The organism is Candidatus Sulfidibacterium hydrothermale (genome assembly GCF_020149915.1).
In the GTDB taxonomy this organism is placed as follows: Bacteria; Bacteroidota; Bacteroidia; order Bacteroidales; family F082; genus Sulfidibacterium; species Sulfidibacterium hydrothermale.
Window position 1 is genome coordinate 1,911,102 of record NZ_CP083760.1, and the last position, 16,734, is coordinate 1,927,835.

A 16,734-nucleotide genomic window follows, 5' to 3' on the forward strand; every position below is an offset into this window, starting at 1 on the left:
TTTCTTAACAAAACACAAATATTAAAATATTATTAGCAATAATACGAATATTTTTGAATAATATACACTGTGTTAAGATGTTTGGAAAAAGTTTTCCTTATGAACAAATTTTCTTCCCTTATTTCGCGTTACCCTTATTCATTCAGAAAATAAACAGATGTTGGTTCCTCTCCGTGACGGTCTGATGCTGATTCGTAAAAAGTAATGGCCATTTTTTGTACCTTTGTAAAGTCTCTGCCAACAGACAACTATTATTCTGTACTCTGAAAAAGATGATTATGGAAAACCGAAGCTTTCCCGGATGAAACGGTTTTTTCCCAATATGAGATTTAACACGGCTTCGAACACCCATAATCACCTGTTATTAAGCACGTTAAAACCAACGGCTTACTTTTTGTTTAATTATTAGAGAACAACGAAAAAAAAATAACAATGAAACAACTTTTCAAACCCTTAGGAGCACTTATTTTATTGGCGCTGTTCGGTTTGACAGCCTGTAATGAAACACCGGAACCCGCGCCAACACCAGCAGAATCTACCGGCATCGAAAGCCTGACTATTCCGGATCAATTTAACTTCTCCACAACACAGAAAATTACTGTAAACATTCACGATGCAGAATCCGGAGCGAAATATGATATTTACAGCCTAAAAAGCGAAAAGCCCGAACAAATTATTTATTCGGACGATGACACCGTAGTGGTCATGGACGACCGGAACCAAAAACTGGCTTCGGGAATGACAACTGCTGATGGTTTTAATGTAACGCTTAATATTCCTGCTTATCACAAATACCTGTACATCGTCCGTAGCAAAGACGGGCACTTTACCAGAAAAGACCTGTTGATTACGGGAAATACGATGGACTATACATACCAGGGAGCATCTGTTAAACAAGGTTTTGCAAGGCCCGTTGCCGCAAAAAGCGATGCTACTTCTGACATACTTTACTCTGTGTCAGGAAATTCTACCGATCTGAACCAAATTGATCTGGGAACAGGTACAGTAACCAAAGTAGGAAATCTTCCTTTTACTTCCATTGCCAATGCTGTAGATAAGGTGGATAATTACGTGTATGTTGCCAACAGGGAAAGACCATTCGAACTGGGTTATTACGATTTAAGTAACTATACTTTTACTAAAGTCGGGAATATGGCCAGCTCTTTTCCTCGGATGGACTATAATCCTGCTGACGGATTGCTTTATATTTCAAATCATGCAAAGTTATATACTGTCGATCCTGCCAACGCCCAATATTTACAAACATTTTCTATTGACGGGCTGGCCAATACCGGATGGGGCGATTTGGCTTTTGCCGATGACGGAACATTATACATCCTTACTAAATCAGGAGTTTATAAAGGCGTATTTGACGGAAATGTTATCCATACCCAATTGATCAGCGATCCTACACTGCCGTCACCACTTACATCACTGGCTGTGGGAACCAATGGCAAACTCTATATGTCAAAAAGCGTTAGCGATGGTAAATTGATCGAATTTGATCCCAATACGGCAGCGTGGAAATACATAAATATTTCAAAATCAATTCCTGTAAACGATTTGGGTATTTTGCGATACGGCAGCACCTTGGGACCGGATTCTGACGGAGATGGCGTACCGGATGACCAGGACGATTATCCCAACGATCCCGAAAGAGCTTTTAACAACTATTTCCCCGGTAACGGATTGTGGGCAACGCTGGCTTTTGAAGATTTATGGCCTTCGAAAGGCGACTTTGACTTCAACGATTTGGTTGTGGGTTATAATTTCAACCAGATTACCAATGCGCAAAACAAAGTGGTTGACATTCAGGTAAAATTTGATGTCCGCCATAACGGTGCCGGACTTCATAATGGTTTTGCTTTTCAGATTCCTGTCAATCAAAATGTTGTTGCTTCGGTAACCAGTAACTACCATACCGCCGGAGGAATCCCCCAAAACGGCAATGGTACCGAACAAGGACAAAATTTAGCCAATTTTGTCGTATTTGAAAATACGGAATATGCTCTTGGAAAAGAAATTGATATGACGATCCATTTTAGCACGCCTCAGGAAGCTTCACAATTGGGTACACCTCCTTACAACCCGTATCTTATCAAAGGAGGCGATGTGCATGTGGAAATACATTTGCCCGATATGGCTCCCACCAGTTTAGCCGATCAATCGTTGTTTGGCACCGCTGACGATGACAGCAATCCGGCTACCGGAAGATATTACAAAACATCCAAAAATCTTCCGTGGGCCATCAATATCGATTATAAGTTTAAATGGATGAAAGAAAAACAAGACATTACAAAAGGTTATCTGCATTTCGGCGATTGGGCTGAATCGGGGGGAACACAATATGACGACTGGTACAAAGATCTGCCAGGATATCGTGATAACACGTATTTGGACGCCGATGAATAATCGGTAAAAAACAGGATAAAAACCCGGGAATCAATTTTCCGGGTTTTTGTTTTTATGCCGGGCTCTTTGATTTAACATCGGTATTACTGCGTTGGTTGAAGCAATTACACTATTTTTGCAATTCAAAAATTTCATTTTATGGCTGCCGACAACTTTGTGGATTATGTAAAAATATACTGTCGTTCGGGCAATGGCGGAGCCGGTTCCGTCCATTTCCGTCGTGAAAAATACCTGCCCAAAGGCGGACCTGACGGGGGAGATGGCGGAAAAGGCGGAGACATTGTTATGGTGGGAAATGCGCACATGTGGACTTTGTTGCATTTGCGCTATTCGCGTCATTTACGGGCCGGACACGGAGAACCCGGTGGCGGACAACGCAGTACCGGAGCCAACGGAGAAACCATCGTCATTGAAGTTCCTCTCGGAACAGTAGCAAAAGACGCCGAAACCGGTGAAGTGCTGGGTGAAATCATGGAAGACGGCCAAAAAATCATCCTGTTGGAAGGTGGACGTGGCGGCCTGGGAAATGATCATTTTAAATCGGCAACCAACCAGACGCCCCGCTATGCCCAGCCCGGCGAAGAAGGAATCGAAGCCAACATTGTTTTTGAACTGAAAGTATTGGCTGATGTCGGACTGGTAGGATTTCCCAATGCCGGAAAATCCACTTTGTTATCTGTTCTTTCGGCTGCCAAACCTGAAATTGCCGATTATCCGTTTACTACGATCCGGCCCAATCTGGGCATTGTGGCCTATCGCGATAACCGCTCGTTTGTGATGGCCGATATTCCGGGAATTATTGAAGGAGCCCACGAAGGAAAAGGATTGGGTACGCGTTTTCTGCGCCATATCGAACGCAACGCGGTCCTGTTGTTTTTGGTTCCGGCCGACAGCAAAGACATTAAAAATGAATACGGTATTTTGCTGAATGAATTGCAACAATACAATCCGGAATTATTAGACAAACAACGGGTGTTGGCCATTTCCAAATCGGATTTACTGGACGATGAATTAAAAGAAGAGATTGAAAAAGAGCTTCCGGACGTACCCCATGTGTTTATTTCTTCTGTTGCCCAACAGGGCCTTACCCCGTTAAAAGATTTGCTGTGGCAAGCGCTGAACCGCGAAATGTAAAAAACCGGAAAAGCATGGCACGTTATTTTTTAAAACTGGCATATCGTGGAACGGCTTATCACGGATGGCAAATCCAGGAAAACGCACTGACGGTACAAGCTGTTTTTAACGAAAAGATCAGCCTGCTTACCGGGGAAACCGTTAATGTAACCGGATGTGGCCGTACCGACACCGGGGTGCATGCCCGGCAGTTTTTTTTACATTTTGATTTGCAAAAAGAACTTCCATTTTCTGAAAACGATTTTGTATTCAAACTTAACCGGTTTTTGCCTGCCGATATCGCGGTTTACGGTGTATGGAAAGTACCTTCGGATGCACATGCCCGCTTTGATGCCGTGAGCCGTACTTATCGTTATTACATTGCATTACACAAAGATCCGTTTCAGTATGATCTTTCCATGCCTTTGCCCGGAAAATTAAACATCGAAGCCATGCAACAGGCTTCCGGATACTTGACGGATTACCAGGATTTTACCAGTTTCTCCAAATTACACACCCAGACAAAAACCAATATTTGTCATATTCAGGAAGCCTTTTGGAAGCAAGAAAACGGCTTGTTGATTTTTACCATCACAGCCGATCGCTTTTTGCGAAATATGGTGCGGGCGATCGTAGGCACTTTACTGGAAATCGGTCTCGGAAAAATGCCACCGGAAGAAATCCGCACCATCATCGAAGCCAAAAACCGCAGCGTAGCCGGATATTCAGTTCCTGCCAAAGGGCTTTTTCTTGAAACGATTCGTTATCCGGAAAATCTAGAAAAATTATTCAATTACTAAGGAACATCCGTTTCTTTTACCAGCGGAACCGGCTTTTTCAGAAAAGCATTGTAAAATACCTGATGGATATTGGTCCGGATATCTTCTTTGGCCAGTTTATCGTTGTTCATATCCGGGAAAACACGGTTCGATAAAAAGACATAAACCAATCCGTTTTTCGGATCGGCCCAGGTATAGGTTCCGGTAAATCCTGAATGGCCGAAACTTTCGTCCGAAGCCGATTTACAGTTCGATTTATGGTCTTCGTACCGCAATAGCGGTTTGTCAAAACCCAGTCCGCGCCGGTTGCTGTCGGCGGCAAAATAACGATGATTAAAAAGACAAATAGTAGCTGAATCCAGAATTTGTTTACCGTCGTACCGGCCATAATCCATGAGCATTTGCATCAAAGCCGCCACATCGTGGGCATCGCCAAAAAGGCCGGCATTGCCGGAAACCCCGCCAAGCATAGCGGCTCCCATATCATGCACATCGCCCCAGATTTGCTGCATGCGCCAGACAGTATCGTGTTCGGTGGGATTGGTTTGGGTGTACGGAAAATATCGGCGGGGCGTAAAAACAAGCCGGTATAAACCCATCCGGTGATAAATCTTTTTGTAAAGATACTGGTCGAAAGGCATTTCATTCAACCTTTCTGTCATGGCTTTAAAAAGATAAAATCCCAATCCGCTGTACTGGTATTTTTTTTCTCCCAACGGAGAATCCAGAATTTGTTGCATCATGTGGTAATGGTAATCTTTTTGCAGATAAAGATTCTGAGCTACCCTTACCGTATATAATTCACTGATTTTATGATGATAAATCGTAGTATCCGGTCCGACACTGTCCGGATTCTTTTTTCCCAGCACAACCTTGATCCAATGCAGTACATTGGTTGTAGGAATTGATTTTTCAGGAAGATGAAGTTTCAGTGTGCTCAGGTAAAACGGAATCCAGTCTTCCAGTCCGGCCTGATGCGAAAGAATTTCTTTCATCCCAAGATCTTTTTTGTTGGAATACAACAACATGGGAAGATAAGCCGAAAGTTTGTTATTGACATTGATGATGCTGTCTTCCTGCTGTTTGATTAGCGCCACCGTAGTAGCCAAAATTTTGGTTAACGAAGCCAGGTCGTACATAAAATGCATGTTTTCGGGAACCGTATCGGCATACGTCTGATATCCAAAAGCTTTGTGATAGAAAATAATCCCGTTTTTGGCTGCCAGGATTTGACAACCCGGATAGGCATGCATATTGATACCGGCCAGCGCAATGGAGTCTACTTCGTGCAAAACCGTTGTATCCGCGCCAACTTCCTGCGGTGTGCCGTACCGTAACCTGATTTTAGGAAACGTCATTCCTGTACCGGCCACAAAATGTCCTGCCGTTACCGGCAAATGGCCGGATGCTTTCCGTGTTCCGGTAATAACCTCGGCAGAAGCCTTTTGTGTTTGCCAAGTATCCTGATAAGAAACCACAATGGCCTGAAAAATTGCAGGATTATGAAACAGATTCAACGCATACGGACTGGCAAAAAGATTTAGTACCGTTTTGGTTTTCTGTGCTGCTGCCGTAAGAAAAGCAATTTCATCGGATGAAATACCAAAATGTCTTGCCGCTGAGCTGTTGGTTTTCACCACACAAAAGACTGCCCGGTCGAATTTCGGCAACTGTTTCAGCACAAAATTTTTATCCACCGACGAAGCATTTTTTTTCAAATAGTAAACTTTTGCCGGAAAATATTGCCGGAAGACCGGCTCAAAAGTACCGGCATGATTATCACCCACAATCACAATAGCCGTAGATGCCGGAACAGTATCCTGAAACGGCAGCAAATTGCTATCATTTTTAATGACCGTAATTGCCCGGTAAAACAACTGGTTGGCAGTATGGTGAAAATCCGGACGATTTAAATCGGAAATCAGATGCAAGGTATCCACCGGTTTCCGGGCAGCTGCTCCGCTCAGATATTTATAATAAAGAACTTTTTTACAGCTTTCTTTCAATCGTTGAGCCGCTTTTTCATTTTTTAAAACTTCGGTTTTTATTTTCGCCACTGCTTCCGGAATATCATTGGGCGTTAGTAAAATGTCATTGCCGGCCAAAAAAGCCTTTAAAGCCGCATCGCCATGATTAAATTGCAAAGAAACGCCTTTCATATCCAGCGCATCGGTGATAATCAGCCCTTTAAAATGCATTTTATCCTTTAGCAAACCGGTAACCACCGGATACGATAAAGAAGAAGGAAAGTGTTTTCTATGTTCCAGAGCCGGCACGGAAAGATGAGCTACCATAACCGCATTTACCGGCGGCTGACTCTTAAAAAGAGCGCGGTAGGGCAGAAGCGCTGTTTTTTCAATTTCCGTTTTTGAATCGGTAATTACCGGCAGGGTTTTATGAGAATCCTGAAAAGTATTTCCGTGACCGGGAAAATGTTTGGCACAGGCAATCAGTCCGTTTTCTTCCATTCCTTTCATATACCACAACGCCTTATTGGCCACGCTATCCGGATTTTCGCCAAACGAACGCATCCCAATAACCGGATTCAAAGGATTGGTATTGACATCTACCACCGGAGCAAAATTGATTTGAATTCCCATACGCCGGCATTGTTGTACAATTTGTTTCCCCATTTGAAAAAGGAGGGAGTCATCCGAAACAGCTCCCAGCGTCATTTGATAAGGATAGGAGACCGTTCCTTTTAGTCGCATTCCCAGTCCCCATTCGGCATCCATGGCCACAAAAAGCGGAGTTCGGGCCCGTTTATTCCATTGGTTGATCTGGAGCACCTGTTTCACCGGGTCACCGGCCAGAAAACTTACTCCGCCCAAATCATATTTTTCAATCCAGTTTTCTATTTTCGTATCGTAAGGACCATTGGGATTATTTGCCCGGGTGATGATGAGCTGTCCGATACGTTGTTCCAAAGTCAGGCTTTGATAAACCGAATCAGCCCATCGTTCGGCTTGTTGTTGCCGAATAGAATTCTGAGCATCAAGCGTTCCGGTCAAAGTACCCAAAACAAAAAAAAGAATACAGAGATAACTTTTGTTGAAGTAAATATGTTTCATTGGTTTTGTTTTTTCAAAAATAAAAAAGTGTGGGGAATAGGGGAAGAAAACTGTAAAAATACCAATTGTTTATTTTAACCCCTTTGGGGTTATTTTTTCTTCCGGTTTTGCCCGGTACTTTGTAGCCCATAGAAAAAAATACTTGGAATATATACTTAAATGATATACTTTTGTGGTATCAAATAGGAAATTATGAAAACAGTATCATTAAAAATTGACGATTCCATTTTTGGAGAAACCGAAAAGATTCTTTCCAAAATGAAAAAGCCCCGAAACCGGTATATTAACGAGGCAATCGATTACTATAATAAACTTCAAAAACGTCTGTTAATTGAAAAAAAACTGAAAAAGGATTCAGAACTCGTTAAAGCCCATTCCATGGACGTATTAAAAGAATTTGAGGAAATTGAGTATGGCGATTAAACAATTTGAAATCTGGCTGGCAGACTTAAATCCGCAGATTGGAACAGAACCGGGAAAAACCAGACCGGTTTTAATTGTCCAAACGAACCTGTTAAACAAAATTCATCATCCGTCAACCATTATTTGTCCCATAACTACCCATGTAAAAAAGGATGCCGAAATTTTACGGGTTCATCTTAAAAAAGGAATGGGCAATCTTCACCAAAACAGCGATATAATGATAGACCAAATTCGCTCGATAGACAACAAAAGGCTAATAAAAAAAATGGGCGATTTACCTGGTGAACTAATAGAAGTAATCAAAGAAAATATCCAGATAATTATGGATCTGGAATAATTCCCTGCGTATAAAATTCTGCTGTTTATTTAACCCCTTTGGGGTTATTTTTTCCTCCGGTTTTGCCCGGTACTTTGTACCGGGTTATACCAATCGAAAAAAAAGGGATTCTAAATTTTATTTTGGCTTCCAGCTGGGCAATGAATTTCATGACAACATCTTTTCTACATCCCATTTTTGGGCAACTGTAAAATCCCGCAGGGATTGAATAAGAATAACCACGGGTTACACCCGTGGAATAAAAAATATAGAAACAGAACCCCTGCGGGGTTCAATCATTCAAGTCGAAAATCCACATGAACGATGACCTGCCCACAGCCGATTTTCCGACTGGAACACACCTGGAAACGGCAAAAATTTGCTGCTGCATAAAATAGGAACTTGCCAAAAACAAAAGATCAGAAACAAAATTTTACTTTACTTTTGGCGTTTTAAAATAATTAAACCGGTTCAAAGCATGTGCAAAATTGAAAAAGGAAAGAAAGCGAAAGTAACTTATACGCTGACTGTTGCAGGCGAAAATGAAATCATTGACCAGGCCGACGAAACTCGTCCGGCCACTTTTTCTTTTGGGAAAGGTCAGCTTATTGATGGTTTTGAGAAAAACCTGACCGGATTGAAACCCGGTGATTCTTTTGATTTTATCATCAAAGCCCAAGAAGCTTATGGCCCGCGCGACTCGTATGCCGTTTTTGACATTCCAAAAGACACTTTTGCGGTAGATGGCAAGGTTGATGAAAAAATTCTCCAGGTGGGAAACACCTTCCCGATGCGTGACAATAACGGAAACCGGCATGTGGGTAAAATTATCCAGATAAACGAAAATTCAGTCACCATGGACTTTAATCATCCGTTGGCCGGAAAAGATTTGCATTTCCGGGGCAAGGTCCTTGAAGTTTTTGATTAACAGTCTGCTCCGGATAAGAAACATTTAATGTTCGCAGGTTTATTTTTCTCAAAGGCTAAAGACCGCATGATGTATAAGCTGCGGGCAGGCCTCCCGAAACGGCGAGCCGGCGCTGGAGTGAATGTCGAAAAGCTTACAGCATCGTGCAAAAGTGCTTGCATTTCTCTTGCGATAAGCAAGAGACTCTTTTGCCGGAGATGTTGCTTTTCGGCAGAGCGGGAAGAAGCATTCGTTTCGGTGCGTCTTCTTTGGTTCCTTTCTTGACGAAACAAGAAAGGAACAGAAAACACTTTAATATTCTTTTTTACTTCGAGTAAAAAAGCAATTAATGAATGCCATTAAAAAGTAAAATGATTACTACGATATCTGATAAACAAGTACAACACAGAATATCAACAGACTACGCTTTGTAGAACTTAGTAAAAGTTGACATTTAAAGAATCAATTATTGTAACATTTTTGTCTTTACCGGCGTTCCATCTTATGGGAAAAGTAGCAAACGTTATTGTTTTTTATTAAATTTGTACCAGATTAAATACGAAAATATGAAAAAAATCAGTCTTATTATTGTGATGGCCGGCTTGGTATTTTTTGTCGGCAAATCTTTCGGTTTCCTTTCGCATAAGGTGGTAAAAGTGTCGGATAATGCTTTGGTATACGTTGCCACACAGGATCCTGCCGATGCCAAATTTCCGAAAGGAGCCAAAATTTACAAGGAAAAATGCGTGGCTTGTCATCAGTTAAACGGAATGGGTGTGCCGTCTGCTTTTCCTCCGTTAAAAGGTTCTGATTACCTGAAAGCCGATAAAATCCGTGCTTTACGTCAGGTATTAAACGGATCGAATCACGAAATTACCGTGAACGGTGCCAAATACACCATTCCCATGCCGCCGCAGGTAGATAATTACGAAGATGCCGTGGCAGTAGTCAACTATATCCTGAATGCCTGGGGAAATAATTACGGTACCGTTTCCATGGCTGATGCCAAAAAGATTAAAATTATCCGTTAATTTTTCCTGAAAAAAATTTTCACACCTGCTTTTCTTTACCGGAAGGCAGGTTTTTTCATGTAATTTTGAAGGCAAATCATTTTCATGAATTCTATTTACCGAAAGTTGGTCATTTATTTTCTGGCATTAAATTTATTTGCCATTGGATCGGTTGGAATTTATTCCTACTACAAAGAAAAAGAAGCCTTGCTCTCGCGCACTTTCGACCAGCTTATTTCGGTCAGACAAGAAAAGAAAAACCGGATTCTGTCTTTTTTCAGACAACGGATAAATGATATGAAAAATATGGCTGCGGTACCCGGGATCACCCGCATCTTTGATACGTTATCCGGGGAAAAACAGCCGTTAATTTTTTTATCTTACCTTGAAAAATACCTGAAAAATGCCGGATGTTACCGGCAATTGATCATTTTACCGGAAAACGGCAATGCAAAAGTTTTTCAGTTTCAGAAAATCAGCAAAAAGCCCACTTTTTTTAAAGATACCGAAACCGTTTTTCTGAGAAAAGCATTAAACGACAAAGACTCACTCCGGGAAACTTTTATTACCGAAATGTATTTAGGCCCGGATAAATCAAAACCATCCCTTGTTCTCGGGAAACATTTTTTTGACCGGCAAGGCCGGAAAATAGGAATGCTGCTGCTGGAAATAAAACGGAAACCGATCAATACCATCATGTTTGACAGTCCCAATAACGGACTGGGCAAAACCGGAGAAGTCTATCTAGTGGGCAGCGACCAACGGATGCGGACGCGATCACGCTTTCTGAAAAATTCGGTTTTCCGTACCAAAGTCACTACACCGGGCGCTCTCGACGCCCTTGAAGGCAAAACCGGAGAAGCCCAATTTAACGATTACCGTCATATTCCGGTGCTGAGCGCCTACAGCCCGCTGCATTTTTCCGGTATCCGCTGGGCTATTCTTGCCGAGATCGACTTAAAAGAAGCCATGATCCCGATTTATTCCATTCGCGATAATATCATCTACCTCAGTTTGCTGATTGCCCTTCTTTCGGCGGCCATCATTACATTTTTGGCAAAAAAGATTGCGGATCCCATAAAAAAAATGAAAGAAGAAACGGCCAAAATAGCTTCCGGAGAGTACGGTAACACCATGGAAGTAAAAACCAAAGATGAGATTGGCGATTTAACCCGCGCTTTTAACGAGATGTCGGTAAAACTAAAAAACCAGGCCGACCGGCTTGAAAAAGAAAAAAAGCTGCGTCTGCGGTCGGTACTGGATGCCCAGGAAAAAGAACGGCAACGCCTTTCGCGCGAATTACACGACGGTTTGGGACCGCTTTTGCTCACCGGAAAAATGAAGCTGGAAAATGCGCTGGAAACCGAAATAAAAACACTGAAAAAAAATATTTCGGAGGTGATCGGGCTGTTTTCTAAAACTGTTCAGGAAATCAGAACCATTTCGAACAACATGATGCCGGCAGGGCTAAAAGAATTTGGACTGGCTGTAGCACTCGAAAACTTCTGCCGGCAGATGGAAGGAAACAATGCGGTAAAAATCCATTGCCACATTGAACTCTCCAAAAAACATTTCGACAAAACCACCGATATTTATCTTTTCCGGATTGCCCAGGAAGCGATAAACAATGTTTTAAAACATGCCGGAGCCACCGAAATCCATATCAGTCTTGAAGAAATTGAACACCATCTGTATTTTACCATTGTTGATGACGGCTGCGGATTCGATAGCACTTCTGCTGAAAATCATCAGGGCAACGGTCTGGTAAATATCAAAGAAAGAGTAAATTTGCTGAACGGTTATTTTGAATTGAAAACAGCGCCGGGAAAAGGAACAAGAATTGATATTGATATTCCGCTTACATGAAAAAGATTCGCATCATACTGGCCGATGATCATCAGCTTTTCAGAGAAGGGCTGGAAGCCCTGCTGAAAAGTCATGCTGAGCTGAAGATCCTGGCTTCTGTAAAAGACGGCGAAACCCTCTTTGAAGCCATCGAACAATTTCATCCCGATGTAGTTCTTTCGGATATCAGTATGCCCGGGAAAACCGGCATTGAAGTATGTACCGAGATCACCCAAACCTTTCCGGAAGTCAAATTTATCATGCTTTCGATGTACAACAACGAAGTCTTCTTTGTGAACAGTCTGAAAGCCGGAGCCAAAGGGTTTTTATCCAAAGAAATTTCGCGTGACGAACTGCTGAAAGCCATCCAAACCGTATATCATGGCGGTGAGTATTTCGATAAAAAGGTGAGTCATGCGATCTTAAAGGAATATGTCGAGCAAAAGGCCGGAAAAAAACCTTCCAAACCCGAAGAACAGATTCTTTCAGCCCGCGAAAAAGAAATCATCCGGCTGGTAGCCGAAAGCTATTCCAACGGTGAAATTGCCGAAAAACTAAAAATCAGCGTACGGACAGTCAATGCCCACAAAAACAACATCATGCGCAAACTAAAATTAAAAAGCACGGTGGACATCGTAAAATATGCGCTAATGAATAAAATGATCAAGCTGTAAGAAAACCGCATCCTCCCGGCCATATCCAACCAACTATTCCTGTGCAACGATAGGTATTTTACCTATCCCATACAATTTTTACCTATTGTTAAATTACGCATTTTCTCTATTGACTTTCAATAGATTAAACTTGATTTTTGCATCAAAAAGGAAAACGGTTTACGATGAAAAAATTTTTCGCATTACTCTTTTTGATTTCATTTTTATTCATTCCCTTTCAGAAACTGGTCGCCCAGGAGGGGCACGATATCTCATCTTCCAAAAGCCGGTCAAAGGTTTTATTAGGTGCCGATTTGGTAAGCCGTTATATTTGGCGCGGCATGCAGTTTGGCGGCAACAGTCCAAGCATTCAGCCGTATTTTACTTATCAGATAGGGGGCTTTGAAGCCGGCGTGTGGGGGGCTTTTTCCATCTCGGGAAGCAATCATTCTGAAGAAGTGGATTTGCATGTGAGCCAATCATTTGCAAAAAAGATGTTTACGGTAACCCTTACCGATTATTTCTTTCCGGATGATTTTGCCGATTACGATTACTTTGATTACTGCAATCACACCACCGGCCATATTTTGGAAGGAACACTGGCCTATAACGGAACCAAAAAGTTCCCGCTCACGGTTTTGGTGGCCACCAATTTTTTTGGTGCCGATGCAGCCCGGATCGAGGACGATCCTTCGTCCCCTGAGTTCAACCAAAAAACAGGAATTCAATATTCCACCTATTTTGAGTTTGGATATCCTTTTCAGTTTAAAAATGTGGATATCAACACCTTTATCGGCTTTAACGCCACCACGCCGCGCAAAGCAAACGAATCGACCGGTTATATCGGCGAAACAGGATTCTACGGAACCGGTTTCGGGGTGATTAACCTGGGATTTACAGCATCCAAATCCGTTCAGATTACAACGAAATACGCCATGCCTTTAACGGTTTCACTGATAACCAATCCGCAGGCGGGAAAAATATTTTTTGTTTTTGGAATTTCATTTTAACCTTTTATTCATTTAAATTTTTTAATCATGATAGATACAGGCACAACGACATTTATGATCTTGTCAACCAGCCTTGTCATGCTGATGACACCTGGCTTGGCCTTCTTTTACGGCGGGCTGGCCAGTAAGCGAAACATTCTGGGAATTATGATCCAGACTTTCGTTTCGCTCGGACTGACTACCATTTTATGGATTGCCTTTGGGTATTCACTCTGTTTCAGCGGCGGTCATGGCGCCATTATCGGCAACTTTGATGCTGCTTTTCTGAAAGATATTCCTTTCAATCAAATGTTTTCCGGTGGCGGAAATCAGTATCCCACTTTTATTTTTGTGGCTTATCAGATGATGTTCGCCATTATTACTCCAACACTGATCACCGGAGCTTTTATCAACCGGATTACCTTTAAAGGATATCTGATTTTCCTGGTTTTATGGCAGATTTTTGTTTACTACCCCTTTGTACACATGGTTTGGGGCGGCGGACTGCTGGCCAGCTGGGGAGTTATTGACTTTGCCGGTGGTATTGTGGTACATGCCATTGCCGGATTTGCCGCGCTTGCTTCGGTTATCTATGTCGGAAAACGTATCGACACCAAATCTCCGCCGAACAGCATTCCGTTGGTTGCTATCGGAACCGGCCTGCTGTGGTTTGGCTGGTATGGTTTTAATGCCGGAAGTGAATTGAAAGTAGATTCTGTAACCACACTGGCATTCCTGAATACCGATGTAGCTGCTTCATTTGCCGCCATCACCTGGCTGGTTATTGAATGGAGCCGTGAGAAAAAACCGAAATTCCTCGGTCTGCTTACCGGTGCTGTTGCCGGATTGGCTACCATTACACCGGCTGCCGGTTATGTACCGTTGTGGGCTGCTATTTTGATTGGTATTGCCGCCGGCGCCATCTGTTATATTTCCGTTCAGTTCAAAAACAAACTGGGCTGGGACGACGCATTAGATGTTTGGGGCGTACACGGTATGGGTGGTGTACTCGGTACCATTTTGCTTGGTGTGTTCGCCACTACAGCGGTCAACCCCAACGGAGCCAACGGACTGGTCTTTGGCGGTGGTGCTTTCTTCCTGAAAGAAGTTGTTGCCGTACTGGCTGCAGCCGCTTATGCTTTTGGCTTTACCTTGCTGATGCTGAAACTCATCAACTATATCACGCCGGTAAAAGTGGAACCGGAAGAAGAAATGGTAGGACTTGATGAAGCCGAATTAGGTGAAAAAGCCTACGACGAAGGAGCGCTTTAATGGAACAACCATCGATTTAAAACGTAAAAAAGCCGGCAGTAAAGCCGGCTTTTTTTTTGATTATCAATCAGTAGTGATTTAAAAATAGCATCATTCTTTTTCAAAGCGTATAAATTGCCATAAAACTATATGCATAAACATATAACACAGAAAAAATAACTCAAAATATATGCAATTACATATAATATTGCTTATATTTGCTCAATTATATTTAAAAACATATAATGGAAAGAATTGCAGAGTTTGTAAAACAACGCCGAAAAGCAGCCGGGCTAACACAGGAAGAGTTTGCCGAGCGAACCGGTGTGGCACTAACAGTGATAAGGAAAATAGAACAGGGGAAAACAAACCTGAACATGGAAAAAGTGAACCTTGTCTTGAAAATGTTCGGTCACGAGTTGGCAGCGGTAAGCTCAAAAGAGTTAAACAACAACAGAAACAGCAACAAATGAGAAAAGCAAAAGTAATGTATGGCAATGAAATCGCCGGAATACTTACCGAAACGGATGAAGGAGAATATATTTTCCGGTATGATGAAAATTATGTGGATCAGCATCCCGGACAATTTATAACCTTTACCATGCCTGTAACCAAAGAACCTTATAAAAGTAACCGGCTGTTTCCGTTTTTTGAGGGGTTAATACCCGAGGGATGGCTGTTGAATATTGCCTCCCGCAGCTGGAAAATAAACCCCAACGACAGAATGGGGCTTTTGCTGGCATGTTGTAAAGATTGCATTGGCGCCGTTAGTATTGTTCCAATACCTGAATAAAATGGAAAACAAATGTTTATATTGCTATAACAAGTTAAATGATGCCCTTGATTTTCATCCCCGGTGCATCAAAACATTTTTCGGAAGTACGAGAGCTCCGCTGCTGCCTTATACAATTGACCAAATGGCTGATCTTGCCAAAAACGTGGTTCAGCGTAGTATATCTGTTCCCGGTGTACAACCGAAACTATCCTTGTCGTTAATAAAAGCAGTCGGGAAAAAGGAAAGCAGATTGACCGTTGTTGGGGCTTTGGATGGAAATTACATTCTAAAACCTCCGCATCCCAACTATCCCGAAATGCCGCAAAATGAACATCTCACCATGCGTATGGCGGAAGTGTTCGGCATAAAAGTAGTGCCGTCCAGTCTGATCCGCCTGAAATCCGGTGAACTCTCGTATATTACAAAGCGTATCGACAGGACTGATGGCGGTGAAAAAATACATATGATCGATATGTTTCAAATAACGGAAGCTTTCGACAAATACAAAAGTTCGATGGAAAAAATCGGAAAAGCCATTGAATCGTATTCCGAAAATCCGTTATTGGACAAACTTTTCTTTTTTGAACTCACTGTTTTCAGTTTTCTTACCGGAAACAATGATATGCACCTGAAAAACTTCTCAATGATCAAAACCGATTTCGGATGGGTATTATCGCCTGCCTACGATTTATTGAATGCAACCATTCTTAATCCCGACGATGATGAAGAATTAGCCCTTACCCTTGAAGGAAGAAAAAAGAAACTCCAACGCAAGCATTTTGAACACTTTGGATACGACTTGGGTTTGTCAACAAAACAAACAAATGGTGTGTTTAAACGTTTTTATAAAAATAAAGAAAGTGCCTATAAACTCATTGGACAATCTTTTTTATCCGATGATATGAAAAACAGATACTGGCACCTTATGGAAAAACGGTATGATATTTTATCCGGTTAAATTTATTTTATGACGTGATTTTCAATTTTCTACTTTACTAAAGAGCAGAGCACAATTAACTGCACTGATTACGTTTGGAGGAAATTAAGGTAAAATCATAGGAAAACAAAAAATCCCGGTCCGGATGGATCGGGATTTTCGCTTTGCGGAGAGTGAGGGATTCGAACCCCCGGAGGCTTGCACCTCAACGGTTTTCAAGACCGCCGCATTCGACCACTCTGCCAACTCTCCT

The 16,734-nt window shown here is 42.1% G+C and carries 15 protein-coding genes and 1 tRNA gene; 14 read left to right on the forward strand and 2 right to left on the reverse strand.

Annotated elements, in window-relative coordinates:
• Positions 1 to 432 precede the first annotated feature (432 nt).
• From LA303_RS07545 to truA, 3 genes are all read left to right on the forward strand, one after another.
• A complete protein-coding gene (locus LA303_RS07545) occupies positions 433 to 2,412 on the forward strand; it encodes an LruC domain-containing protein (protein WP_240524678.1) in 1,980 nt (659 codons plus the stop codon).
• 138 nt (positions 2,413 to 2,550) lie between these two features.
• Positions 2,551 to 3,546: a GTPase ObgE gene (gene obgE, locus LA303_RS07550; RefSeq protein ID WP_240524679.1), complete on the forward strand. Its 996-nt coding sequence runs from the start codon at positions 2,551 to 2,553 to the stop codon at positions 3,544 to 3,546.
• A 14-nt stretch (positions 3,547 to 3,560) separates the two neighbouring features.
• Positions 3,561 to 4,325, forward strand: a complete 765-nt coding sequence (gene truA, locus LA303_RS07555) for a tRNA pseudouridine(38-40) synthase TruA (RefSeq protein ID WP_240524680.1) — start codon at positions 3,561 to 3,563, stop codon at positions 4,323 to 4,325.
• On the opposite strand, the gene LA303_RS07560 is transcribed toward truA, so the two are convergent.
• Positions 4,322 to 7,375 carry a glycoside hydrolase family 3 N-terminal domain-containing protein gene (locus tag LA303_RS07560; protein ID WP_240524681.1) on the reverse strand — a complete coding sequence of 1,018 codons (3,054 nt, stop codon included), beginning with the start codon at positions 7,373 to 7,375 and terminating at the stop codon, positions 4,322 to 4,324. The two genes, truA and LA303_RS07560, sit on opposite strands and share 4 nt — an antisense overlap.
• A 192-nt stretch (positions 7,376 to 7,567) precedes the next feature.
• Here LA303_RS07560 and LA303_RS07565 point away from each other — a divergent pair, with 192 nt between their 5' ends.
• From LA303_RS07565 to LA303_RS07615, 11 genes are all read left to right on the forward strand, one after another.
• Complete coding sequence (locus tag LA303_RS07565; protein WP_240524682.1) at positions 7,568 to 7,798, forward strand: hypothetical protein; 231 nt, start codon at positions 7,568 to 7,570, stop codon at positions 7,796 to 7,798.
• On the forward strand, positions 7,788 to 8,135 hold the full coding sequence (locus tag LA303_RS07570) for a type II toxin-antitoxin system PemK/MazF family toxin (RefSeq protein WP_240524683.1): 348 nt from the start codon (positions 7,788 to 7,790) through the stop codon (positions 8,133 to 8,135). Before LA303_RS07565 ends, LA303_RS07570 begins: the two co-directional genes overlap by 11 nt.
• A 457-nt stretch (positions 8,136 to 8,592) precedes the next feature.
• Positions 8,593 to 9,042: an FKBP-type peptidyl-prolyl cis-trans isomerase gene (locus LA303_RS07575; protein ID WP_240524684.1), complete on the forward strand. Its 450-nt coding sequence runs from the start codon at positions 8,593 to 8,595 to the stop codon at positions 9,040 to 9,042.
• A 545-nt stretch (positions 9,043 to 9,587) separates the two neighbouring features.
• On the forward strand, positions 9,588 to 10,052 hold the full coding sequence (locus tag LA303_RS07580) for a c-type cytochrome (protein ID WP_240524685.1): 465 nt from the start codon (positions 9,588 to 9,590) through the stop codon (positions 10,050 to 10,052).
• An 84-nt stretch (positions 10,053 to 10,136) separates the two neighbouring features.
• Positions 10,137 to 11,897, forward strand: coding sequence for a sensor histidine kinase (locus LA303_RS07585; protein WP_240524686.1), 1,761 nt, complete (start codon positions 10,137 to 10,139; stop codon positions 11,895 to 11,897).
• The gene (locus LA303_RS07590) at positions 11,894 to 12,550 is read left to right on the forward strand and encodes a response regulator (protein ID WP_240524687.1); all 657 of its coding nucleotides are present in this window, start codon (positions 11,894 to 11,896) and stop codon (positions 12,548 to 12,550) included. Before LA303_RS07585 ends, LA303_RS07590 begins: the two co-directional genes overlap by 4 nt.
• Positions 12,551 to 12,714: 164 nt before the next feature.
• Positions 12,715 to 13,539: a TorF family putative porin gene (locus tag LA303_RS07595; protein WP_240524688.1), complete on the forward strand. Its 825-nt coding sequence runs from the start codon at positions 12,715 to 12,717 to the stop codon at positions 13,537 to 13,539.
• Positions 13,540 to 13,566: 27 nt separating this feature from the next.
• Positions 13,567 to 14,790: an ammonium transporter gene (locus tag LA303_RS07600; protein WP_240524689.1), complete on the forward strand. Its 1,224-nt coding sequence runs from the start codon at positions 13,567 to 13,569 to the stop codon at positions 14,788 to 14,790.
• A gap of 224 nt (positions 14,791 to 15,014) precedes the next feature.
• Positions 15,015 to 15,242, forward strand: coding sequence for a type II toxin-antitoxin system Y4mF family antitoxin (locus LA303_RS07605; RefSeq protein WP_240524690.1), 228 nt, complete (start codon positions 15,015 to 15,017; stop codon positions 15,240 to 15,242).
• The gene (locus tag LA303_RS07610) at positions 15,239 to 15,562 is read left to right on the forward strand and encodes a HipA N-terminal domain-containing protein (protein ID WP_240524691.1); all 324 of its coding nucleotides are present in this window, start codon (positions 15,239 to 15,241) and stop codon (positions 15,560 to 15,562) included. Before LA303_RS07605 ends, LA303_RS07610 begins: the two co-directional genes overlap by 4 nt.
• A gap of 1 nt (position 15,563) precedes the next feature.
• Positions 15,564 to 16,502 carry a HipA domain-containing protein gene (locus tag LA303_RS07615; RefSeq protein ID WP_240524692.1) on the forward strand — a complete coding sequence of 313 codons (939 nt, stop codon included), beginning with the start codon at positions 15,564 to 15,566 and terminating at the stop codon, positions 16,500 to 16,502.
• A gap of 146 nt (positions 16,503 to 16,648) precedes the next feature.
• Here the strand turns inward: LA303_RS07615 and LA303_RS07620 are convergent.
• Positions 16,649 to 16,733 (reverse strand) — tRNA-Ser (locus LA303_RS07620).
• Position 16,734: the final 1 nt, after the last annotated feature.